This window comes from Camelimonas sp. ID_303_24, assembly GCF_053543495.1.
This window is the reverse complement of record NZ_JBLLJM010000007.1, coordinates 1-23,647: the sequence shown is the minus strand read 5'-3', so window position 1 is coordinate 23,647 and position 23,647 is coordinate 1. Positions and strand designations below refer to the sequence as shown.

The 23,647-nt window shown below is 66.6% G+C and carries 18 protein-coding genes; 13 read left to right on the top strand and 5 right to left on the bottom strand.

Annotated features, from left to right (window positions below; translation table 11 throughout):
- The first annotated feature begins 200 nt into the window (after positions 1-200).
- Positions 201-2,507 (top strand): TonB-dependent receptor, encoded by a 2,307-nt coding sequence (locus ACERNI_RS09190; protein ID WP_448832988.1) that lies wholly within the window; start codon positions 201-203, stop codon positions 2,505-2,507.
- A gap of 113 nt (positions 2,508-2,620) precedes the next feature.
- Here ACERNI_RS09190 and ACERNI_RS09185 read toward each other — a convergent pair whose 3' ends face one another.
- Complete coding sequence (locus ACERNI_RS09185; protein WP_448832987.1) at positions 2,621-3,565, bottom strand: hypothetical protein; 945 nt, start codon at positions 3,563-3,565, stop codon at positions 2,621-2,623.
- Positions 3,566-4,064: 499 nt separating this feature from the next.
- Between ACERNI_RS09185 and ACERNI_RS09180 the strand changes: the two genes are divergently transcribed.
- From ACERNI_RS09180 to glpK, 9 genes are all read left to right on the top strand, one after another.
- Positions 4,065-4,562, top strand: a complete 498-nt coding sequence (locus ACERNI_RS09180) for a MarR family winged helix-turn-helix transcriptional regulator (protein ID WP_448832986.1) — start codon at positions 4,065-4,067, stop codon at positions 4,560-4,562.
- Positions 4,555-6,174: an MFS transporter gene (locus tag ACERNI_RS09175; protein ID WP_448832985.1), complete on the top strand. Its 1,620-nt coding sequence runs from the start codon at positions 4,555-4,557 to the stop codon at positions 6,172-6,174. Before ACERNI_RS09180 ends, ACERNI_RS09175 begins: the two co-directional genes overlap by 8 nt.
- Positions 6,171-7,250 (top strand): HlyD family secretion protein, encoded by a 1,080-nt coding sequence (locus tag ACERNI_RS09170; RefSeq protein WP_448832984.1) that lies wholly within the window; start codon positions 6,171-6,173, stop codon positions 7,248-7,250. The genes ACERNI_RS09175 and ACERNI_RS09170 overlap by 4 nt, the downstream gene beginning before the upstream one ends.
- A gap of 135 nt (positions 7,251-7,385) precedes the next feature.
- Positions 7,386-8,606 carry an acyl-CoA dehydrogenase family protein gene (locus tag ACERNI_RS09165; RefSeq protein WP_448832983.1) on the top strand — a complete coding sequence of 407 codons (1,221 nt, stop codon included), beginning with the start codon at positions 7,386-7,388 and terminating at the stop codon, positions 8,604-8,606.
- Positions 8,607-8,910: 304 nt separating this feature from the next.
- Positions 8,911-9,135, top strand: coding sequence for an acetyl-CoA carboxylase biotin carboxyl carrier protein subunit (locus ACERNI_RS09160; protein WP_448832982.1), 225 nt, complete (start codon positions 8,911-8,913; stop codon positions 9,133-9,135).
- A gap of 130 nt (positions 9,136-9,265) precedes the next feature.
- Complete coding sequence (locus ACERNI_RS09155) at positions 9,266-10,234, top strand: NAD(P)-dependent oxidoreductase (RefSeq protein WP_448832981.1); 969 nt, start codon at positions 9,266-9,268, stop codon at positions 10,232-10,234.
- A 40-nt stretch (positions 10,235-10,274) separates the two neighbouring features.
- Entirely contained in the window at positions 10,275-11,255 is a 981-nt protein-coding gene (locus ACERNI_RS09150; protein ID WP_448832980.1) for a glutathione S-transferase family protein, read from the top strand.
- Positions 11,256-11,378: 123 nt separating this feature from the next.
- Positions 11,379-12,923: a glycerol-3-phosphate dehydrogenase gene (gene glpD / locus ACERNI_RS09145; protein ID WP_448832979.1), complete on the top strand. Its 1,545-nt coding sequence runs from the start codon at positions 11,379-11,381 to the stop codon at positions 12,921-12,923.
- A gap of 123 nt (positions 12,924-13,046) precedes the next feature.
- Positions 13,047-14,549 carry a glycerol kinase GlpK gene (gene glpK, locus ACERNI_RS09140; protein ID WP_448832978.1) on the top strand — a complete coding sequence of 501 codons (1,503 nt, stop codon included), beginning with the start codon at positions 13,047-13,049 and terminating at the stop codon, positions 14,547-14,549.
- A 94-nt stretch (positions 14,550-14,643) separates the two neighbouring features.
- On the opposite strand, the gene ACERNI_RS09135 is transcribed toward glpK, so the two are convergent.
- Positions 14,644-15,894, bottom strand: coding sequence for an NAD(P)/FAD-dependent oxidoreductase (locus ACERNI_RS09135; RefSeq protein WP_448832977.1), 1,251 nt, complete (start codon positions 15,892-15,894; stop codon positions 14,644-14,646).
- A gap of 230 nt (positions 15,895-16,124) precedes the next feature.
- Positions 16,125-17,444, bottom strand: a complete 1,320-nt coding sequence (locus tag ACERNI_RS09130) for a glycerate kinase type-2 family protein (RefSeq protein WP_448832976.1) — start codon at positions 17,442-17,444, stop codon at positions 16,125-16,127.
- Positions 17,445-17,609: 165 nt separating this feature from the next.
- Here ACERNI_RS09130 and ACERNI_RS09125 point away from each other — a divergent pair, with 165 nt between their 5' ends.
- Positions 17,610-18,806, top strand: a complete 1,197-nt coding sequence (locus ACERNI_RS09125) for an ABC transporter substrate-binding protein (protein ID WP_448833147.1) — start codon at positions 17,610-17,612, stop codon at positions 18,804-18,806.
- 155 nt (positions 18,807-18,961) lie between these two features.
- Here ACERNI_RS09125 and ACERNI_RS09120 read toward each other — a convergent pair whose 3' ends face one another.
- Positions 18,962-19,861, bottom strand: a complete 900-nt coding sequence (locus ACERNI_RS09120) for a glycosyltransferase family 2 protein (RefSeq protein ID WP_448832975.1) — start codon at positions 19,859-19,861, stop codon at positions 18,962-18,964.
- 629 nt (positions 19,862-20,490) lie between these two features.
- On the opposite strand from ACERNI_RS09120, the gene ACERNI_RS09115 reads away from it, so the two are divergent.
- Positions 20,491-22,008 (top strand): oligosaccharide flippase family protein, encoded by a 1,518-nt coding sequence (locus tag ACERNI_RS09115; protein WP_448832974.1) that lies wholly within the window; start codon positions 20,491-20,493, stop codon positions 22,006-22,008.
- Positions 22,009-22,149: 141 nt separating this feature from the next.
- Here ACERNI_RS09115 and purU read toward each other — a convergent pair whose 3' ends face one another.
- Complete coding sequence (purU, locus tag ACERNI_RS09110; RefSeq protein ID WP_448832973.1) at positions 22,150-23,013, bottom strand: formyltetrahydrofolate deformylase; 864 nt, start codon at positions 23,011-23,013, stop codon at positions 22,150-22,152.
- Between the two features lie 361 nt (positions 23,014-23,374).
- Between purU and ACERNI_RS09105 the strand changes: the two genes are divergently transcribed.
- Positions 23,375-23,635: a hypothetical protein gene (locus ACERNI_RS09105; protein WP_448832972.1), complete on the top strand. Its 261-nt coding sequence runs from the start codon at positions 23,375-23,377 to the stop codon at positions 23,633-23,635.
- The last annotated feature ends 12 nt before the right edge of the window (positions 23,636-23,647 follow it).

Here is a 23,647-nt window from a genome sequence, read left to right as displayed (position 1 = left end):
TGTCAGGCCAGGGTGCGACAGGTCAGGGCGGCTGGCGCGCGGCGGCAAGCCGCCGATCTGTGGACAATCTTGCAACAATGTTGCGTTATGGCTTGACGGTCGCGTCCTCGCTTTATGTAATAACATTGCATAAAGAGGTCGCCATGTCGTTCCACACGCCGTTTCCCGTTGCTCCCGCTGATGCGGAGCAGTCCCGCGCCATGTCTGTCAAAGTCCGCAAATGCGCCGGGCAAACCGGAGCCGCGTCTGGCGGTCTGCGCGGCTTGCGCGCCGGAAAACTGGCTGGCGTCGCTGGGGTCGCGCTTGTCGTCGCCGGTCACGCCGGCGCGGCGGGGGCCCAGGAGACGGCCGGCGGCGGCGCCCAGGTCATCGATCTGCCGACCATCGAGGTGACGGCCGATACGCCCGTGGCGGCCCGCCAGAACGCGGGCGCAGGTCAGGATCCTGTCCCTGGAATGCTGATCGTGCCGTTGCGTTCGTTTGCTCCGGTGTCGGTGGTGTCGCGCAGCGACATCGCGCGTAATCAACCGCAGAGCCTTGGCGAGGCCGTCGCCGATATTCCAGGCGTCAGCGCCACCACCTTCGCTCCGGGGGCCAGCCGGCCAGTCATTCGTGGCCTCGACAATTTCCGGGTCAGCATCCAGGAAAACGGTGTTGGCGCCTCCGGCGTTTCCGCCCTCGGCGAGGACCACGCCGCGCCGGTCAGTCCGCTGACCGCGGAGCGCATCGAAGTGATCCGGGGTCCCGCGACCCTGCGCTTTGGCTCGCAGGCCATCGGCGGCGTTGTCAGCCTGGATAACAACCGCATTCCGGAAAAGGCCATCAACGGCGTCAACGCCCGCCTCATGAACGGCGTCAGTTCGGCCAATCGCGGCTACAGCTCGGCGGGCGAGGTCAACGCTGGCGCCGGTAATGTGGCGGTGCATGCGGACTTCTTCCGGCAGAAGTCAGGCGCCTACGCCACGCCGGACGGTCGCCAGGCCAATTCCGGCGTCAACACCGGCGGCGCCGCGATCGGCGGGTCGGTGATCACCGACAGCGGCTTCATCGGTCTCGCCTATTCGCATCTCAACAACAACTACCAGATTCCGGGGGGCGAATCCGCCGAGCTGCGCAGCCGCATCGACATGGTCGAGGACAGGATCGTGCTCAAGGGCGAGCACCGGCCAGCCAGCGCCTGGATTGAGGCCATCCGCTTCTGGGCCGGCGCCTCGAATTACCGCCATCGCGAATACGGTCTGGCGCACGGGAAGCACGATCACGATCATGGCCACGATCACGATCATGACCACGATGTGCATGGCCATGAGGACCACGATCATGACCATGGCGGCGGCGGTGCGACGGCTGCCGGCGAGACGTTGCACTCCACCTTCTACAACCGCCAGCAGGAGGCGCGCGTCGAGGCGCAACATACGCCCGTTGCCACGGCGCTGGGGACGTGGAGCGGCGCCTTCGGCGTACATGGCGCGCGCCAGAAGCTCAGTGCGACAGGAGAGGGCGGGGGCATGATCTCGCCGGCGGAAACCCGCTCGATCGCCGCTTATCTCTTCGAGGAGCTGAAAATCAACGACAGCTGGCGCCTGCAGTTCGCCGGGCGCATGGGCTATGTGAATGTCGATGGATCGGCGGCGCAGTTCCCGGCTGATTACCTGCCGGATGGCGTCACGCCCGTCCTGTCGCCGCGATCACGCGATTTCGCGCCGAAAAGCGTCAGCGCCGGGGTGCAGTACACGCTGCCCTGGCACAACATCGTCGCCACGCTGAACGCGCAATATGTCGAGCGCGCGCCAACGGCGGCCGAACTGTTTTCACGCGGCGCGCACCATGCCTCCGGCACGTTTGAGATTGGCGATCCCAACCTGAAAACCGAGCGGGCGCGCACCATCGAATTCAGCCTGAAAAAGGCCGATGGCCCGGTGCGCTTCGAGGGCAGCGTCTATCACACCAAATATTCCGGTTTCATCTACAAGCGCCTCACGGGCGTTGGCTGCGGCGATACCTTCGCCTCCTGCGGCAGTGACGGCGAACTGCGCCAGATCGTCTATTCGCAGCAGGGCGCCACGTTCACGGGCGCCGAGTTCATTGGCCAGTTCGACCTGGCGAAACTCGGCGACGGCTCAATCGGCGTCGAGGGGCGCTATGATTACGTGCGCGCCAAATTCGACGATGGAACCTGGGTCCCGCGCCTGCCGCAGCAGCGGGTTGGCGGCGGCGTCTATTATCGCAGCGACGCCCTGTTCGCCCGCGTGCTGCTGACCCATGCCTTCGCCCGGAACGACGTTGCGGAATATGAAACCCGCACGCCAGGCTACAACAATCTGAAGGCCGAGCTGAACTATCGCATGAAGCTGCCGGCCAATGGCATCGGCGCGAAGGAGGCGGTGTTTGGCATCGTCGGCGACAATCTGCTCAATGACCGCATGCGCAACAGCGTCTCGTTCAAGAAGGACGAAGTGCTGTTGCCGGGGCGCACCGTGCGGGCGCAGGTGACGGTGTCGTTCTGAGCGCCGGGCCTGCCGCCCGGCGCTCCTGAAGCCCTCCTGAAGCCCTCCTGGAGAGGGCTTCCTGGAGAGGGCCCTTGCTGAAAGGGCTTTTGTTAAAAAGGCGCTGACGCCGGCTATCGCGGCGTGGCTGACGCCGCCAGCTTGAGGAACCGCTCGCGATATTTGGCCAGGTCAGCCTCGCGGGTGACAAGGATGGAGCGGATGAACCCGTCCTTGCTGAAGCTGGCGACCTGCACGATGGCCACCGCCTGGCCAGACGCCACGTCCTTGCCGGTTCCCGAGACGAGGACGCGGCCGTCGGCTTCGCTCTTCTCCTCCTTCACCGTGATGTCGGTGACGCCCGCCACCGATTTGAAGGCCGCCCTGGCGAATGGCTGGCGCTGCGCCTCCGGCGGGGCGCCGGCCATGCTGCCGGCGACGATCACCAGCGGCTGCGCCGCGCCCTTGACCACGTTCTCCGGGCCGTCGGTCAGCAGCAGGGCCGAGCCGGCCAGGGTGTTGACCAGCCGGAAGCCGGCCTTGTCCTTCACGGCGAAGGGCAGGGCGTCCATTTGCTGCTCCGCCGACGGCTTGGCGCGCGTTTTCAGTCCAAGCAGCGCCTTTTCAACGTCGGCGTCGCTGAGCTTGCTGGCGGCCGCTTCCGGCGATTGCGCCGTGATGAGCACGGTCGCGTCCTTGCCCTGCGCCACAAGGATCCATTTGCGGAACACGCCGGCGGGAATGGCCTGCTTGCCGGCCAGCAGCAGGGCGGGTTCGCCGCCAGGCAGCTTCACCTCGCGCGGCGGGCCGGACAGTTCGACTCCCTGACGTTTCAGCGCCTCCGCCGTCATGCCGGTCTTCAGCTGGGCCCAGGCTTCGGCAGGCATGTCGACGAACAGAATGGACGAGCCGGTGGCCGCGTCCTCAAAGCCCGCGAACTTTTTGGAAGCGGTCATGCCGGCGGGCGGGACGAGGCCGGCCCCGGAGGCGCCAGGATAGACCACATCGGCGGCCATCACGGCGGTTGACAATGCCAGGCCAGCCAGCGCCGGCAGGATGACTTTCTTCAGCAGCTTCACATGTATCCCCTGTGTTCGCGCCAGACGGGCCGCTTCCGCAAAGAGCAGCAGACGATTGCGGCGGGTTCGGAGCAAAATCGTGCGGATGGCGGATTTTGCACGCTCCCTTGCATTTGCCCATGCGTTTCGGGACGCATTGTTTGCCGCGACGTGACATCCGGTTCGCCAGACAGGATGTCCGCCTCTCCAGATGCTGCCCCTGGACCGCGTCCAGGACGCGATTCATGTCGCGACCCATGTCGCGGCCAGGGACGCGGTCCAGGGCGTTCCCGATACGCTCCGCGGTACGCGGCGCCCGCCTGTGCTTCCGCAATAGGTCGAACTGATCGTGAGGCCCACTCACGATCACGCTGGTTCGGCGGGTTCCGATGAAGGGCAATGGACGCGTCAGCCGTCATGCCTGGCCGTCATGACCTCCATGTCACGCCCGCAATTGTCGAAAAGGCGGCGACGATTTAAATGTCAGACTAACAGTTAGCGTGCTAACAATTAGGCAGGCATGAATAATCCGCCCCCCGTCCGGAACGACCCGCGCCAGCGCGCCGCCTTCATGGAGGCGCTCTCGCTCGCCCAGCGCCGCATCCGCACGCTGTTCGACGCGCGCGTGCGCCTGGAGGGGATGACCCTGTCGCGGGCGCGCGTGCTGATGACCCTTGATGACCAGGAGCGACTGAACCAGCGCGAGCTGGCGGACATTCTGGGCATCGAGGGGCCGACGCTGGCCCGGATTCTGGATGGGCTTGAGAAGGGCGGCTGGCTCAGCCGGATCGTGTCCCCGTCCGACCGGCGGGTGCGGGAGCTTGCGTTGACCGGGGCCGGCCAGCGGGCCGCCGGGCGCATGCGGGACATCGCCGGGGCGACCCGGGCTGAGGTGCTGGGCGACGTTTCCGCCGCTGATCTGGAGGCCGCAACCCGGGTCTTGCGCGCTGTGGCGACGATTTCATCCAGCTTTCATACGGCGGAGAAAGCTGGCGAGGACGGCGACCGGAATGAGTGACGCCGCTGCCCCAGGACCACGGCCAGGGGCGCCGGCCTCCTGGGTCGCAGCGCCGCGCATCCGCCCCTGGGCCTGCGCCATCACCGCCCTGTTGCTGGCCCTGGCCCAGGGCATGGGCCAGAATTTCTTCACCGCCAACCTGCAACAGGTCCAGGGGCAGCTTGGCGCCACGCCGACGGAAGGCGCCTGGCTGACGGCGCTGTACATCGCGCCCTACGCCAGCCTGTCGCTGATGTTGCGCAAGCTGCGGGCGCAGTTCGGGCTGCGCAGCTTCGCCGAGTGCGCCATTCTCGCCTTTGTGCTGGTCACCCTGCTGCATCTGGTGGTGGACGACCTGCGCACCGCCATGCTGGTGCAATTCGCCAGCGGCGTGGCGGCCGCGCCCCTGTCGGCGCTCAACTTTCTTTACATGCTGGAGGCGGTCCCGGCGGACAAACGCCTCACCATGGGGCTGTCGGTCGCCCTGACGACCCAGGCCATTGGCGCGCCGCTGGCGCGGGTGCTGTCGCCGCCGCTGCTTGAAATTGGCGGCTGGCACGGCCTGTATCTGATGACCGCCGCCACCGCCATGGCCGCCTGCGCCATGGTGCTGCTGACGCCGCTGACGCCGGTTCCGCGTGAGAAGGCGATCCACTGGCTTGATATCGTCAGCTATCTCCTCATCGCCATTGGCTTTGGCCTGATCGCCCTGGCGCTTGGCGTTGGCCGCTACTATTGGTGGACGGATGCGCCGTTCCTCGGCGTGATGATCGCCGCCGCCATCCTGTGCTGCGCCGCCGCCGCGATCATCGAGCTGAACCGCAGCGCGCCGTTTCTGGATTTCCGCTGGATCGCGAGCCCTGGCGTGCTGCACTTCGCCGCCGTCATGCTGCTGTTCCGCATGATTACCTCGGAGCAGTCGTCCGGCGTCAACGCGTTCTTCCAGAACCTTGGTTTGCTCAACGAGCAGATGCGGACCATGTGGCTGATCGTGCTGGTCGCCACCGCCGCCGGCGGCCTGAGTTGCGTATTCCTGTTGCGCTGGCCGCGTTTCGCGCCGCTGCTGCATCTGGCGGCGCTGCTGCTGTTTGGCGCCGGCTCATTGATGGACGCGGACGCGACCGTGCTGACCCGCCCGGAGCAGATGTATCTGAGCCAGGCGATGATCGGTTTTGGCATGGGACTGTTCATGCCGCCGGCCATGGCCATTGGCCTGCAGGCCGCCCTGGCCAAGGGGCCGCAGAACCTCTTCACCTTCATCATGGTGTTCCTGTCGACCCAGAGCCTCGGCGGCGTGCTGGGGTCGGCGGTGACCGCCTCGTGGGTCGCGGTGCGCACGCGCGTTCATCTCGACGCCATTTATGCCCATCTCACCATGGCCAATCCGCTGGTGACAGCCCAGGTGGAGCAACTCGCCGCCACGATGAGCGGAACGCCCGGGGCCGGATACAGCCTGCTGGCCCAGAAGGCGCAGCAACAGGCCATGACGCTGGCCTATGCGGACGTGTTCCGTGGCTTCGGCGTCCTCGCCCTGACCGCCGCCCTGGTTCTCGTGATTCACCTCACAATTCTCCTGGTGTTGCAGGCGCGTGCGCGCCGGCGCGCCGGCGTCGCGGATGGAACCGCATTATGATGACCGTCTTCAAAACCCATCTGGCCTCGTGGATTGCTGTCGCCATCGGCGTGAGCGGCGCCGTGCTGGCGCTCTATGCGTGGGGGCTGCCGCCATTTCGCAGTCCGGTCGAAACCACCGATAACGCTTATGTGCGCGGCAAGGTGGTGATGCTGTCGCCGCGGATTTCCGGCTATGTCACCGCGGTTCTGGTTCAGGATTTCCAGCGGGTGAAGGCGGGGCAGGAGCTGGCGCGCATCGACCCCGACATTTATCGCCGCCGGCTGGAGCAGGCCCAGGCCAACGCCGCCGTGCAGCAGGCGGCGCTCGACGCCTGGAAGCAGAAAATGGCGACGGCCGAGGCCCGCGTGCGCGCCGCCGCCGCCCAGATTGCCAGTGGCCAGGCTGGCCTCAAGGCGGCCCAGTCCCGCTGGGACCGGGTCAGCGCCCTGGTCCAGCGCGGCGTTGTCTCGCAAAAGGAGCGGGACGATGCCCGCGCTTCTCTCGACCAGTCCGCCGCCGCCGTGCGCCAGGGCGAGGCCGCCCTGGACGTGGCCCGGCAGGATGAGGAAACCACCCGCATCAGCCGGCAGTCGCTGGAGGCCGCCGTCGCTGGCGCCGAAGCCGCCGTGCAACTGGCGCGCCTTGATCTCGACAGCACCCGCATCATCGCTCCCGCCGATGGCCGGGTGGGCGAGGTTGGCGCGCGGGTCGGCCAGTATGTGGCCGCCGGCACGCAATTGATGGGGCTGGCGCCGGATCAGGTCTGGGTGGTGGCGAATTTCAAGGAAACCCAGGTGCGTCACATGCAGGCCGGCCAGCCCGCCAGCTTCACCGTCGACGCCCTTGGCGGGCTGCGCTTCCAGGGACGCATCGACAGCTTTTCGCCGGCCACCGCGTCCGAGTTCAGCGTGCTGAAAACCGACAACGCCACCGGCAATTTCACCAAGATTGTGCAACGCGTGCCGGTGCGCATCCTGATCGACCCGGACCAGCCGCAGCTTGAGCGCCTCGCTTCGGGCCTGTCGGTGGTGGCGAGCGTCGACACCGCGCGGCCGGACGCCGGCGGGGCGCGGGTGGCCAGGGCCGGCCAATAGGCCTGCCCCGGATCTTTCCAGCGCATTGGTCATTGAGAAAACCGGAAAAGTCCGGTCAGGCCTTGCCTGGCCGGTTTTTTCATGTCTGCTTGCGTCAACGCCTTTACATGCCGTTACGTCCAGGAGGAGCCGTTCATGTCCGCACCCGCCGGAGCCGCGCCGTTCGCCGGCCAGTTTGGTTTTGCCATTCCGCAGGAATTTACTGATCTCGCTGACCGGATCGGCGTCTTCGTGCGCGAGAAGGTGATTCCGTTCGAGAATGACCGGCGCTGGGGCGCGCATGGCCCGTCTGACGAGATGCGGCGCGAACTGGTGGCGCTGGCCAAGGAGGCCGGCGTGTTTGGTCCGCACTCGCCGGTGGAGTTTGGCGGTCTTGGCCTCGGCCATGTTGGCCGCGCCATCACCTTCATCTCCGCCGGCTATTCGATGCTCGGCCCGGTCGCCCTGCATTGCGCCGCGCCGGACGAGGGCAACATTCACCTGCTGGAGCTGGTCGCCAATCCGGAGCAGCGCGAGCGTTACCTGAAGCCGCTGGCCAGCGGCGTCGCCCGCTCCTGCTTCTGCATGACGGAACCCGCGCCAGGGGCCGGCTCTGATCCCCGCCAGCTCGCCACCGTGGCGAAGCGCGACGGCGACGACTTCCTCATCAGCGGCCTGAAGTGGCTGATCACCGGCGCTGAGGGCGCCGAGTTCGCCATCATCATGGCCAAGATCGAGGGCGGCGAGGGCGATGGCCGTCCCACCATGTTCCTCAGCCCGATGAACGCGCCAGGCATCATCATCGAGCGCGCCCTCGATTCGCTGGATTGCAGCTTCGCCGGCGGCCACGCCGTGGTGCGTTTCGATAACCTGCGCGTGCCGTCCAGCGCCATTCTCGGCGAGCCGGGCCAGGGCCTGCGCTACGCCCAGGTGCGCCTGGCGCCGGCCCGCCTCACCCACTGCATGCGCTGGCTGGGCTCGGCCATGCGCGCCCACGACATCGCCGCCGACTACGCCCGCAAGCGCACCGCTTTCGGCAAGCCGCTGGCGGAGCACGAGGGCGTGTCGTTCATGCTGGCCGACAACCTCATGGACATCCACGTGGCGCGCCTCACCATCCTGCACACAGCATGGATGCTGGACCAGGGCGCCCAGGGCGGCAATGAAAGCTCGATGGCCAAGGTCATCTGCTCGGAGGCCATCTATCGGGTCGCCGACCGCTCCATGCAGATCCTTGGCGGTCTCGGCGTGACGCGCGACACCATGGTGGAGCGCATCTTCCGCGACGTGCGTTCGTTCCGCATCTATGACGGCCCGTCCGAGGTGCATCGCTGGGCCTTGGGCAAGCGCATCGCCGCGGGCGAACTGGCTCCCTGAAACCTGAAGCCGGTGATGCGCCCGGTCGTCTCACCGGGCGTTCCGATCCGTTCAGCGTAACGGGGGTGGGGCTGTATTGCGCCGGCTGCAGCCCCGGCTCCCGGATGCCTGCGTCCCGCGGCCTTGCGATTTCGCTGCGGGACGTTTCAAATGCCGGCGCAACATAACGACGCCCGGAGCAGGGCAGGCCTGGTTCATGCCGGACCGGAGTTTGCCCCGACTTCATGATCTGGCGCGTTTTCCGGTGAAGTGGACGACACTCGCGGGAATGCGCGTCACGGCGCAAACAGGAGGAAACACCCAGATGAGCAATATTGAGGCCAAGAGCGAAATTTCCGGTCGCGTGTTCCAGATCGCCGCCGAACCCGGCCAGCGGGTTGAGGAAGGCGATGCGGTCGTCATCCTCGAAGCGATGAAGATGGAAATCGCCGTGGAGGCGCCAAAGGCCGGCGTGGTGAAGGAAATCCGCGTGGCCGTCGAGCAGCCAGTCGAAGAAGGCGACGTTATCGCCATCATCGAAACCGCGTGATTCGCGAGAGCATGATGCCAGCAAGTGGATGCCATTTGCTGGAAAAAATCATGCAAAATCAAATATATGGAGCGGAGATGCGTTGCAGCCTGAACGCATCGCGCTCCAAAACCTGCCAGGACACGCCAGTATGAACAGCGCCGCCAGCGCCCCGGCAGGGGCTGGATCCGCCGTCGTCTCCAGCCAGTTGGGCAGCGCCTTCGCCGGCATCCTGCGCGCGGCGGGTCTTGACGTGCGGGTGCACGACCAGAACACGCCGCCCTGGCTGCTGGATCCGGATGTGAATGTCGTGGTCACCCAGCCGAAATGCTGGGTGGGCGCGCCGGCGGAGCAGCCGGCCGGCTGGCCGGGCAATGTGCGTTTCGTCCAACTCGGTTCGGCCGGCATCGACGGTTATCCGGCCTGGATGTTCAATGGACCGGTGGTGGCCACCAGCCGTGGCGTCGCCGCGCCGCCGATTAGCGAATATGTGCTGACGGCTATGCTGACCGTCGCCAAGGAGTTCGACCGCCTGGCCGTCACCGGCCCCGAGCAGTGGAAGGCCCGCCGCCTCGGCGGCCTGTATGGCGCGCGCCTTGGCCTTGTTGGCTACGGGGCCATCGGCGAGGCCGTGGCGACCCGCGCCCGCGCTTTTGGCATGAAGGTCAGCGCCCTGCGCCGGCGCGGCGGCGTCGCCATGGACGGGGTGGAGCCCGCCGCTTCCGTCGCCGAACTGGCGGCGACCTGTGACCATCTGGTGCTGGCGCTGCCGCTGACGCCGGAAAGTCGGGGCATTGTCAGCCGCGCCGCCCTGATGGGCGCGAAGCCCGGTCTGCACCTGATCAATATCTCGCGCGGCGGGCTGGTCGACCAGGAGGCGCTGCTGGAGGCGCTGGACCATGGTCCCGTCGGCTTCGCCACATTGGACGTCACCGAGCCGGAGCCGCTTCCGGCTGGCCACGTCTTCTACAGCCACCCGAAAATTCGTCTGACGCCGCATATTTCCTGGGCCGATTCCGACACCCAGGTCCGGCTGGGCGAGAAGGCGGCGGCCAACATCCGCGCCTTCGCGGCGGGGGAGCAGCCACAGGACGTGGTGGTGGCCGGCGCGGCTTATTGAACGACACACCGGCGCGAACGCCGGGATCATGGGGGAACATATGGGCTATCGTCTCATCGGGGCTGAACTGTCGCCCTATTCGGTGAAGGTGCGTTCATATCTGCGCTACAAGCAGTTGCCGCACCAGTGGATCAGTCGCGGGCCGGCCAGCCAGGACGAATTCCAGAAATACGCCAAGCTGCCGCTCATTCCGCTGCTGATCACGCCGGAAGGGCAGGGCCTGCAGGATTCCACGCCGATCATCGAGGCGCTGGAGGCGCAGCATCCGCAGCCGTCGATCCATCCCGACGATCCCGTTGCCGCCTTCGTGTCGACGCTGGTGGAGGAGTACGGCGACGAATGGGGCAACAAGCCCATGTTCCATTATCGCTGGCGCCGCGACGTCGACGCGCAGTCGGGCGCCGAGCGCATTGTTTCCGGCTCCATGCCGGACCTTGCCGGCGTGGCGAAGGACAAGGCGGTGGCGGGGGTCAAGGAGCGCATGGTTTCACGCCTGTCGTTCGTTGGTTCGTCGGACGCCACCGCGCCGCTGATCGAAGCCGGCCTGGCCCGCGTTCTCGCCATTCTTGAGCAGCATCTCGCCAGCCGGCCCTATCTGTTCGGCGGCCGGCCCGCCTTCGGCGATTTCGGCCTGTTCGCCCAGCTTTATGAATGCTCCACCGACCCGACGCCGGGCGCGATCATGCGGGAAACCGCGCCGAACACCCTGGCCTGGATCGCCAGGATGCTCGATCCAAAGGCCGAGGGCGACTTTGAAAGCTGGGACAGCCTGAAGGCGACGCTGACGCCGCTGTTGCGCGATGAAGTCGCAGCTGTGTTTCTGCCGTGGACGCGGGCCAACGCCGCCGCCGTCGCTGCGGGCGAAGCAACCTTCACCGTGCAGTTGCCCGATGGGCCGTTCGCACAGGAAACCCAGAAGTATCACGCCCGTTCGCTGGCGGCGCTTGGCAAGAAATACGCAGAAGCGGCGCAAAATCCGGCCGTTCCGGCGGCGCTGGCCGAGGCCGGTGTGCGGCTCTGAACAGCGGCCGGGGGTCGGGGAAAGCGGCGCGTGGTGAGGCCGGCATTCCCTGCGGCCTCACCCGACCAGCGGCAAATCCGGCTGGCATGAACGGGGTTTTTGCTTCGGAGGGCGGCGGGACGCATGGCGCAGGTGGTGGAACAGTTCGCAGCGCCAGACGCCGGCGACGTCTTTGACATCCTGGTTGTTGGCGGCGGCGTCAATGGATGTGGCGTCGCCCGGGATGCCGCCGGTCGCGGCCTGCGCGTCGCGCTTGTCGAGCAGGACGATCTGGCCTCCTGGACCTCGTCCGCCAGCACAAAGCTGATCCACGGCGGCCTGCGCTATCTTGAGTATTATGAGTTCCGTCTCGTGCGCGAGGCGTTGCAGGAGCGCGAGCGGCTGCTGACGATCGCGCCGCACATCATCCATCCCCTGCGCTTCGTGTTGCCGCATGAGCCGGGATTGCGGCCGGCGTGGCTGATCCGCGCCGGTCTGTTCATTTACGATCACCTCGGCGGTCGCAGCAGCCTGCCGGGCGCGCGCGGCGTGCGCCTCAGGGCCGGCCCGGAAGGCGCGCCGCTGCAGGAGCGGTTCGACCGGGGCTTCACCTATTACGATTGCGCCGTCGATGACAGCCGCCTGGTTGTCCTCAACGCGGTTGACGCAGCGGAACGCGGCGCCCGCATCTGGACTGGCGTTCGTCTCACGGCGGCGGCGCGGCGCGGTGACGTTTGGGAAGCGCAGCTGGAGCGGGCCGACGGTCAGCGGTTCAGCGTCAGGGCGCGCACGCTGGTCAATGCGGCGGGTCCATGGGTCGCGTCCGTGTTGCATGACGCCATTGGCGTGGCCGGACCCGAGCAGTTGCGTCTCGTCAAGGGCAGCCATATCGCCGTTCCCGCCCTTTACGACGGCGACCACGCCTACATCTTTCAGAACGGCGATGGCCGCATCGTTTTCGCCATCCCGTGGCGCAGCGGGCTGACCATGATCGGCACGACGGATGAGCCGTTTTCAGGCGACCCGGCGGGGGTGGAGATCTCGTCCGGCGAAATCGCCTATCTCTGCGCCTGCGTCAGCGAATACTTCAGGCAGCCGGTGCGTCCCCAGGACGTGGTGGCCAGTTTCTCGGGCGTGCGGCCGCTCTATGACGACGCGGCGGCCAGCGCCAGCGCGGTGACGCGCGACTACGTGCTGGCGGTGGACGGCGACCAGGACGCGCCGCCGGTGCTGTCGGTTTTCGGCGGCAAGATCACCACCTACCGGCGGCTCGCCGAGCACGCGCTCGAAAAGCTGGCGCCGTGGTTGCCGCCAGCGGGCGCGCCATGGACGGGCGCGGCCCCCCTGCCAGGCGGCGACATTGGCGCGCCGGCGCGCGGCGGCGACAGGCTGGCCGGGTTCATCAGCCGCCAGCAGGCGCGTTTCGCTTTCGCGCCGGCCCCGATGGTGGCGCGGCTGGCGCGCGCTTACGGGACGCGCATGGACCGGATCCTTGCGGAATGCGGCGATATGGCCGGTCTTGGCGAGCACTTCGGCGCGGATCTGTATGCGGCGGAGGTTGATTATCTCGTCGCCAGCGAATGGGCGCGGACGGCGGATGACATTCTGTGGCGCCGCACCCGTCTGGGGCTTTCCATGCCCGATGAAGGCAGGGAGCGCCTCCAGGCCTATCTGGAGCATGTCCGGTGAGACCCGTTTCGCCGGCGATGCGTGATCTTTTTGATGCCAGGCATTGTCTTCACGGAAAGCGGATGCCGCTTTTTCATGAAAATGCGCTGGCGGGCCTGGGCGCCGGGGAAGGGGACAGCCGTCATGCGTGACTATGTGGGCGCCATCGATCAGGGCACCACCAGCAGCCGTTTCATCGTGTTCGACCGGGATGGCGGCGTTGTCGGCGTGGCGCAGCGCGAGCATGGGCAGATTTACCCAGGCCCGGGAATGGTTGAACACGATCCGCTGGAGATCTGGCGCAACACCCGCGCCGTCATCACCGATGGCCTGGCTGCGGCGGGCATCGGCGCCCAGCGCCTCGCCGCTGTTGGCATCACCAACCAGCGCGAAACCACGGTGCTGTGGGATCGCCACACCGGCGAGCCGGTGCATAACGCCCTGGTCTGGCAGGATACGCGCGTCAACGATCTGGTCGCCGCTTATGGCCGCGAAGGCGGCAAGGACCAGTTGCGCGCCCGCACCGGCCTGCCGCTTGCCAGCTACTTTTCAGGGTTGAAGCTGCGCTGGCTGCTGGATCATGTGCCCGGCGCCAGGGCGCGGGCCGGCGCCGGCGACCTGCTGTTCGGCAATATCGACGCCTGGCTGATGTGGCGGCTGACCGGCGGCCCGGAAGGCGGGCTCCACGTCACCGATGTGACCAACGCCAGCCGCACCCAGTTGATGAACCTGACGACGCTGGCGTGGGACCCGGAGATCCTGCGCCTCTTCGACATTCCGGCGGCGGTTTTGCCGCGCATCGCCTCCTCCAGCGCCATCTATGCCGAAGCCGCCATTCCCGAGCTGCGCGGCGTTCCCCTGGCCGGCATTCTGGGTGACCAGCAGGCGGCGCTGTTCGGGCAGGCGTGCCTGGCGCCGGGCGACATCAAGAACACGTATGGCACCGGCTGTTTCATGCTGATGAACACGGGCGGGCAGCCGGTACAGTCCCGCTCCGGCCTGCTGACCACGGTGGCCTACCGGCTTGGCGAGGAGCCGCCGGTCTATGCGCTGGAGGGCTCGATTGCCGTTACTGGCGCCCTGGTGCAGTGGCTGCGCGACAATCTCGGGCTGATTGAGCGCAGCGAGGACATCGAGGCGCTGGCCCGCAGTGCGCCCGACAATGGCGACGTCTATTTCGTGCCGGCCTTCTCCGGCCTCTACGCGCCGCACTGGCGCGAGGATGCGCGTGGGGTGATCGCCGGCCTGACCCGTTTCGCCGGCAAGGCGCATCTGGCGCGGGCGGCGCTGGAGGCCACGGCGTTCCAGACCTGGGAGGTGTTGCAGGCGATGCGCGAGGATTCCGGCCTCGCCGTCACCTCCCTGCGCGCTGACGGCGGCATGGTGGCCAATGAATTGCTGATGCAGTTCCAGGCGGATCTGCTGGGGGCGGAGGTGGTGCTCCCCACGGTCACCGAAACGACGGCGTTGGGAGCTGCCTACGCCGCCGGCCTGGCGGTCGGCTTCTGGTGCACGCCGGCGGACATCGCCGCCAACTGGCGCGCCGGCCGGACGTTCCGGCCGCACATGCCGGCGGCGGAGCGCACGCGCCTGCTTGGCCGCTGGGCCAAGGCGGTGGAGCGCTCCTTCGGCTGGGTGGAGGCGTAACGGAGCGCCCCTGGGGGATCGGGGCGGGCCGCCTGGAGCCTTTGTTTTGGGCGAAACCTGTGCGACCGACGAGACCGCCTGGCCGGGAAACGTTCTATTGCGCCGCCGCCATGACGTCCTTCATGGTGATCGCCGTGTCAGCCAGCAGCGCCGGATCAACCGATTTGCGCTGGTGGATCAGCATTTTCGCCGCCATGAACTCCTGCGGCGCATTGGCGGCCTCCACCGCCAGCAGCCGGCCGGCGCCCAGATGAAATACAGCGAAATGGCCGCTGTCCGGCGCGCCGCGCGTCACCCGCAAATCGGCGTCGAACGGCAATCCGGCGATCTGCAGCTTGACCTCATACTGGTCTGACCAGAACCAGGGCGTTTCGCTGGCGGGGGCTGGTTTGCCGGTGATGGCGCTTGCCGCCTGCTTCGCCTGCTCCAGGGCGCTGGGCACGCTTTCAAGGCGCGTCATGCGTTCGTACAGCGGCAATGGCCGGCGCGTCACATCGCCGATGGCGAAGATATGCGGATCGGACGTGCGGGCGTTGCCATCGACAATGACGCCGTCGTCACAGGCGAGGCCCGCCGCGACGGCCAGCTCCACATTCGGAATGGCGCCAATGCCAACCAGCACGGCGTTGCAGGCGAGGATCTCCCCACCGGCGAGGCGCACGCCGGTCACGGCGCCGTCCCGGGATTCAAGACCCGCGACCGTGACGCCCGTGCGCAGGTCAACGCCCCGCCCCGCGTGCAGCCGGCTGAAGAAATCGGACATTTCCGGGCTGGCGACACGGGCGAGCACCCGTGGCTCACGCTCCAGCACGGTAACTTCGCCGCCGGCGGCGAGCGCCGATGCGGCGACCTCCAGCCCCACATAGCCGGCGCCGATGATGACGAGGCGTTTGCCGGGGCCAAGGCGCTGCCGCAGCGCGTCGGCGTCGGCGCGGTTGCGCAGGGTCAGCACGCCGGCGAGCGGTTGCGCCATGCCGGGCAGCGGCCGCGCCCGGGCGCCGGTGGCGAGAATGAGCGCGCCGTAGTGCAGGACGCTCCCATCCGAAAGGGTGACGGTTCGCACCAATGGATCAACCGCGCTGGCGCTGACGCCCAGATGCAGGTCAATGTGGTTGGCGCCGTACCAGTCGTCGCCCTTGAGGGCGAGGGCGTTGTCCGCCGCCTCGCCCTTGAGCCAGGCCTTCGACAGGGGCGGGCGCTGGTAGGGTGGGTAGGGCTCGTCGCCAACCAGCGCGATTGGTCCGGCAAAGCCGGCCTGGCGCAAGGCCACGGCGGCGGAGCCGCCGGCATGCCCGGCGCCAACAATGACCACCGGCTCCTGCCCGGTTGCTGCTTCCTCCGTCATCGCGCGCGTCGTCTCCCTGAATATTTGTTGATGCGAAACCGCTCCGGCGTCGCATGTATGATATGCGCCAGTCCGGCGGATCATCGACAGAAATCCGGTCCGGAAGCCGGTTGGTCGCGCCGCCGCCATGGCATCGTTGTGCGATGATATGGACCGGACGTCCCATATGTCCAGCCTTGGCGCGTCGCCGGCCCAACGAAGGCTGGGGCCTGTCCGGGCGTCATGTCAAATCAGCCGGATATGACGCCTTCCTGCGTGATGAGCATCGCCCGGAAGTCATTGACATTGGTCAGGGTTGGACCCGTGACAAGGCTGTCGCCGAGCGCTTCAAAGAAGCCGTGCCCATCGTGGCGGGCGAGAAAGGCGCGCGCGTCGAGCCCCGCGGCGGCGGCCCGCGCCAGCGTGTCTGGCCGGATCAGCGCGCCGGCGATGTCCGCGGCGCCGTCCACCCCGTCGGTGTCCGCGGCCAGCGCGTGGATATGGGCGGCCCCGGCCAGTTGCAGGCACATGGCCAGCAGAAACTCGACGTTGCGACCGCCGCGCGCCGCCCCGTCCAGCGGCTTTCGCAGGGTTACGGTCGTCTCGCCGCCGCTCAGCAGCACGCAGGGGCGGCCAAACGGCGCGGCGGCGGAGGCCGCATGGCGGGCGATGCCCGCAAAGGCCCGGCCGACTTCCGCCGCCTCCCCCTCGATGGCGTCGCCAAGAATGACAGGCGTCACGCCTGCGCGACGGGCGATCTCCGCCGCGGCCTCCAGCGACAGGCGGGGCGCGGCGATGATCCGCGTGTCCACATGCGCCAGCCGCGCATCGCCGGGCTTGATGCTCTCGCTCTCCGGGTTGTCCAGCCAGGCCAGGACGCTGGCGGGGGCGTCGATGGCATAGCGCGCCAGCACGGCCCGCGCCTCCTGGCTGCTGCCTGGGTCGGCCACGGTCGGCCCGGAGGCGATGACGGCGGGGTCATCGCCAGGAACATCGGAAATCAGCAGCGCGACCACATGCGCCGGCGCGGCGCGCGCCGCCAGCCGGCCGCCCTTCACGGCGGAGAGGTGCTTGCGCACCAGATTGATCTCGCTGATCGGAGCCCCGCTGACCAGCAGCGCATCATTCACCGCCTGCTTGTCGGCGAGGCTGATGCCGCCGGCCGGCGCGGTCATCAGCGCCGAGCCGCCGCCGGAGATCAGCGCGATGACCAGATCGTCAGGCCCCAGGCCATCAAGCAACGCCAGCATGTCGCGGGTGGCGGCAAGGCCGGCGGCGTCTGGCGTCGGGTGCGCCGCCTCCACAATGCGGATGCGCTGGCAGGGCGCCGCATGGCCGTAGCGCGTGATGACCAGCCCTTGCAGCGGACCATCCCATGCCTGCTCCAGGGCGCGGGCCATGGCGGCGGACGCCTTGCCGGCGCCGACAACGATGGTGCGGCCTTTTGGCGGGGGGGGCAGGGCGGATGGCGTGATGCGCGCCGGATCGGCCGCGCGGATCGCGGCGTCGAACAGCTGGCGCAGCAAGGCCGAAGGCCCGCAATGCAATGGAGGTGGGGCCGTTGGGCGCATGTGGTGAAACTGCCGCCGCGCGCCAGTGAATGCAACGGGTTTTGTCGTTCGGGTTGACCGGGCGGGACCCGGCGTTGTCAATGGCGGCTCTCAGTGATGAGTTCTGGCGCTCCCATCAGAGGGGCGCGTCCATATATCAAAGAGGGAACGGATCTGATGAAGCTGATGAAGCTGTGTGGCGGCGTCGCGCTTGCGCTCGTTCTGGGCGCCGCGCCGGCGCTGGCGGAGAAGAAATACGATCCTGGCGCGACGGATACGACGATCAAGCTTGGCAATACGGTGCCGCATAGCGGGCCCGGCTCGCCTTACGGGGCTCTTGGGCGCGCCTCGGCCGCCTATTTCGAGATGCTCAACGACACGAAGGGCGGCATTAACGGGCGCAAGGTGACGGTGCTGTCGCTGGATGACGCCTACAGCCCGCCGAAGACCGTGGAGGCGACGCGCCGTCTGGTCGAAAGCGAGCAGGTGCTCGCCCTTTTCGCCTCGCTCGGCACCGCGACCCAGGGCGCTGTCCAGAAATATCTGAATGCGAAGGGCGTGCCGCAACTGCTGCTGAACACGGGCGCTGGCCGCTGGAATGATCCGAAGCAGTTCCCGTGGACGACCCCTGGCCTGCCCATGTACGCCGCCGAGGCCAAAATTCTGGCCAAGTACATTGTGGCGAGGCAGCCGGATCCGAAGATCGGCATCCTTGCCCAGCATGATGAACTCGGCAAGGAATTCATCCGCGAGCTGCGCGCGGCGCTGGGGCCGAAGGCCGACCAGATGATCGTGCAGGAACTGAGCTATGAGCTGTCCGACCCCACCGTCGACAGCCAGATCATCAAGCTGAAGAACTCCGGGGCCAATGTGTTCTTCAACGTCACCACGGGCAAGGCGACCTCGCAGTCGATCCGCAAGGTGGCGGAAATCGGCTGGAAGCCGCTGCACGTCATCATGAGCGGCTCCACGTCGTCCAATCTGATCCAGGCCGCGGGGCCTGAGAACGCCGTCGGCATGGTGACGGTGAAATATCGCAAGAACGCCGGCGATCCCCAGTACGCCGATGATCCGGCGATGAAGGAATTCGAGGCTTTCCGGGCGAAGTATCTGCCGAACGTCGATCCGGGCAATGACCTTGCCTTCGCCGGTTACGCCCAGGGCGTGGTGATGGGCAAGATCCTGGAAATGTGCGGCGATGAACTGACGCGGGCCAATGTGCTGAAGCAGGCAACGACCATGAAGGACGTCACCTCGCCAGCGCTGATTCAGGGCGTGACCTACAACACGCGGCCGGATGACTATTCGCCGTTCAGGACGCTGTATGTGGCCGAGTTCGACGGCAAGCTCTGGAAGACCCTGCAGAAGATCAGCGCCGATTGACGCCAGGGCATGTCCGGTGAGCGCCGCCTCACCGGCAATCCCCGGTGTTTTGACGTCTGGCATGCCCGTCGCGAAAGTGGCTTCCACTTGAAAGTGGCCTCCACTTGCCGCGGGCATGCCCCAGGCCGCGCGTTATGGAGTTGCGCGGCCGGCCTTTACGGGCGCTTGCCCTGAAGCTTGAGGATGTATTCCGGCTCGACGCGGCCAAGCAGCACGTGGGCCGCGGCGATGAGATTGCCGCGCAGGCGCCCGCGCCGGTCGATCCACGGCTCCGGCCGCAGGCTGCGCGCGATGTTCGCCGCCAGGTTGCGCAGGATCAGCCGGCCGCCGAACGTGGCGGTCATCGTGCCCTTGCGGATGAGATAGATCGGGTTGGCCACCTGGGAGTAGCCGAAGCACAGGCCGCTGACCCGGCCGCCCTTGATGCCGAGGTGCACGCCGGTGAGGTTTCCGAGCGCCACAATGCGGCCCCGTGAGCTGAACTGGCTGGTGAAATCGATATCTTCCTGCCAGCCATAGAGCGGCAGGCGTTCGTCAAACCGCAATCCGCCGATGGCGCTGGCCCGGATGCTCATGTTGCAGCCGTAGCCGCCTTCCAGGTCCTGCACGGCCGGATAGCTGGCGGCGATCGCGCCGACATCCGCCAGAAGGGCTTCGCCCTCCTCGAAGCTGTAGCCGGCCCCATGGGCGCCGTCCATGACGGCGTGTCCCCGGATCACCACATAGTCAGGGTTCTGGATGAAAGCGGCTTCCAGCTTCGCGATATAGTCCGGCGAGGGCAGGAAATCGTCATCGAAGAAAACGATGATGTCGGTGGCCCGCTCCACGACGTCGAGGGCGGCGTTGCGCTGGGCGCACAGGCCGCGCGCGCCAAACACGCCGCTGACAACGACGCCCTGTGGGAGCGGGGTCTGCGCGGTGTCGCCGAGATGTTCCGGCCCAGGCGTGGAGAAAATGATCTGGTCCGGCAGCCGTTGCTGCCCCGCCAGATGCCCCAGGGTTTTCGCGATCAGTTCCGGCCGGTTTATCGTGGCGATGACAACAGTGATGTGCATGCGCTGCCCCATGGTCGGCGTCTGGATGGTCGGCGTCTGGCCCGAGTTGCCTCAAGCCTTCATACGGTCACCCTGATTTCCTGTCGTATGAAGTCGCCTTCCGGTGACAGCGGGCGCGGGCAGCCGACAGTTCAGCTGCTGGCAGACTGGGCGCGGCGCAGCCCGCGCCCAAGTACCGAAATGGGGCGCGCCCATACGTCAGCAGGCGCCCCTCCGGCGCAAAAGGCGTAACGCCGCCGCGCGCCGGATGCTTTTGTATGAGTTGGGGCGTCTCGCCCTCATCCTGATAGTCGCCGCGATCGCCTGGGGCATGCGTTGTATGCTGCGCGTGGTTACGTCCTGACGCATGTCCTGACGACGGAATCAGCGGGCGCCTGAGGCGGAAAAGTGAGCAAATCATGCAAATGCTTGTGACAATCCCGGTCCGGGAGCCGGCTCTGCCGGTGCTGGCCCGCTGAGGCCATCGCCGTGAAGCGCGCTCCATCACCATTGGCGGGCTGGCGGGTGATCCATGCGCCACCCCTCGAGGAGGCGGGATCAGAAGCGCGGCCCCGCGCAATCCGCTCCGGCCGCCAGACTAACCTTCACTCACCAACCCGGCTCCCAGGTATTGAAGGCTGAGGCGCGGCATGACTGATACGCCAAATATCCGCCCAAAGCAGACCATCCAGGCTGGCTTCTGGGTGATCTGCTCCAAGCTGGCGTCCAAGCTGGTGGATTTTACCAGCCTCCTCGTACTGGCGCGCTGCCTTGGACCGGCGGATTTTGGTCTGGTCGCCATGGCGATGACGACCATCTTCATTGTCGAAGCCATCTTTGAATTGCCGTTGTCGGCGGCGCTCATCCGCTCCATCGGCATTACCGATGAGATACTGCAGACCGCTTTCACCCTGGGGCTGTTGCGCGGCGTGATCATTGGCCTGCTTCTGGCTGTTCTCTCCTGGCCGATCGCGCTCCTCTACGGTGAGCCAAGACTGGTTGAACTCGTCTGTATTCTGGCGTTCGCGCCGATGATGCGGGGCCTCATCAGCCCGCGCATGGTTATTTTCGCCCGGGCGATGAATTTCCGTCCCGAAGTCATCATGGAGGTTTCGGGCAAGGTTGTCGCGGCGATCGCCGCGATTACGATCGCCATGACAACCGCCAGCTACTGGGCGCTTGTCGCGGCCACGGTGCTCGGCCCGGCGATCATGATGGTCATTTCCTATTGCATGGCGCCGATGCGCCCCGGCCTGACCCTGAAGAACTGGAGAATTTTTTCAGATCTCGTGGGGTGGAACATGCTGTCCCAGCTGATTTCATCCATGAACTGGCAACTGGACCGCATCATTCTGCCGCGCTTTGTCGATGCGCACAGCTTCGGGCGCTACACCATTTCTTCCGATCTGGTGTCGATTCCGTTTCAGGCCATCCTGTATCCCCTGACCCGCCCGCTCCTGGCGATGCTGGCGAAGGGGCAGGACTATGGCGAGGCATATCTGAAGGCGTCCGGCGGCGTTTTTCTGCTGATGTCGCCGATCTTTGCGTTCATGCTCTGCATGTCCGCGCCACTGGTCGGGCTTGTTCTGGGCCAGAAATGGGATGACGTAACGCCCGTGTTCCAGGCGCTTTGCCTGATTGCAATCCTGCGCCTCCCGGCCAGCACGATGTGGATTTTCGCCCTGCTGTCCAACCGGCTGAAATCCGTGACGATCCGGCTGCTGGTGGAACTGCTGGTGTATGTTCCGATGGCGCTTGTCGGGATTGCCCTGTGGGGCATTGCAGGCGCCATCACCGCCAAGATGGGCGCCACGATTATCGCAACGGCCGCCAGCATGGTCCTGATCCGGGATTTCGCAGGCTCCCGGATTGTTGATCAGTTGCGCGTGATCTATCGCGCAATTTTGGCCAATATTCTGGCGGGGAGTTTTGTGTATTATATTTTATATAAATATATTGCTGAGTTGAACAGCATTTACCAGCTGCTGATTGCCGGAGTTGTATTTGTCGCTATCTACATTGGCGCGGTTTATGCTCTGTGGGTGCTGGCAGGCCGTCCCGAGCGTTTCGAGGCGCTGGTGTTCAAAATGGGCGCGCAATTTGTCGCCAGGATGGGCGGCAAGGGGTGGGGGCGGAAGCTGGATGGAGCCCGCGGCCTGTCCAAATAGACGGTTGCGCCGGGGCCGGGCGCATCTGGCCTTTGCTTCCGTTGGCCCCGGCGGCGCTCCGCTGTCCAGGCCATGATCGCGCCAGGGCCATGATCGCGCCCATCCCAGAACCCGATGGAGCCGGGATCTCCGGGTCTGCCGTCAGTCCCGGAACACCACGGTCTTGCGGCCATTGAGAAAGACCCGGTCGTCGAGATGCCAGGAGATGGCGCGGGCCAGCACGCGGCGCTCGATATCGCGCCCCTTGCGCACCAGGTCTTCCGGGCGGTCCTGGTGGGTGATGTGCTCGACGTCCTGGGCGATGATCGGGCCCTCGTCCAGATCGCTGGTGACGTAATGCGCCGTGGCGCCGATGACCTTGACGCCGCGCGCATGGGCCTGGTGGTAGGGTTTCGCGCCCTTGAAGCCGGGCAGGAACGAATGGTGGATGTTGATGCAGCGTCCGGCCAGCTCGTCCGAAAGCTCCGCCGACAGAATTTGCATGTAGCGCGCCAGCACAACCAGCTCGGCGCCGGTGTCGGCGATGATGCGGCGGATCTCGCCTTCATGGACGGATTTGTCGCCCGCCGTCACCGGCAGATAATGGAACGGCAGGTCGCCGAGATCGGCGGTGGCGTAGGTTTCCCGGGGGTGGTTCGAAACGACGCCGACCACGTCCATGGGGATTTCGCCAATGCGCCAGCGATACAGCAGGTCAGTCAGGCAGTGGTCGAACTTCGAGGCCAGCAGCAGCACCTTGCGGCGCACGCCGCGATCGCGCACCGACCATTTCATGCCGAAACGCGCCGCCGGCCCTGCGAAGGCGCTGCGCGCCTCCTCAAGCCCCGCCTCGCCGACCACCACGTTGAACGTCACGCGCATGAAGAACACGCCAGTTTCGGTGTCGTCATACTGGTTGGCGTCCAGAATGTTGCCGCCCAGCGTAAACAGCGTGTTGGCGACGGCGGCGACGATGCCTGGCTGGTTGGGGCAGGCGAGTGACAGGACGTATTGACGCGACGACATGGCAGGCGGCTCACGATGGTTACGCGGAGCGACGCAAGACAGGCCGGCGCTCCTCACACCCCGGCGTTAGAGCAGGTTCGGCGGGGATGCGTAAGGGCCCCGGGGCGAAATGCGACAAAATGAAGGTCTGGCGTCGCCGGATTGCGCGGGCAAATGGCTGGCGCCTGGCGCAGACGTCCCATCTGCCCATGCGGCCGCGCCCCGGGGGCATCTGGCGGCGCCCTCGCGGAAAATGCGGCAATGGACCGGGGGCATGCGTCGCCAGCTGTTGTATGTAACAGCCAAAGCGCCACATAAGGGCAAATAGACGTTGCAGGCGGGCGATGGCGCGCGCCGGCAGGATACCCATCTGGAGGCCGCCATGTTTTTGAAGACTTTTGTTCCGGCAATGAGCCTGGCGGCGGGCATTGTTGTGCTGGGCGTTTCCGGCGCCGCCGCCGCCAGTTCGTCGCCCCAGTCGTGGGGCGCTCCCGAGACCCGGCAGAGCGCTGATCCGCGTTATGGCGTGCAGGGCGGACGCGTTTGCGAGAAAATCTGCCCCACCGACAATCTTCCGTGCGATCCACTGAACTTCAAGATTGCTGATGGGCGTTGCCGTGGCGTGATGTCGTCGCCGCGCTAGGACGGATCGACA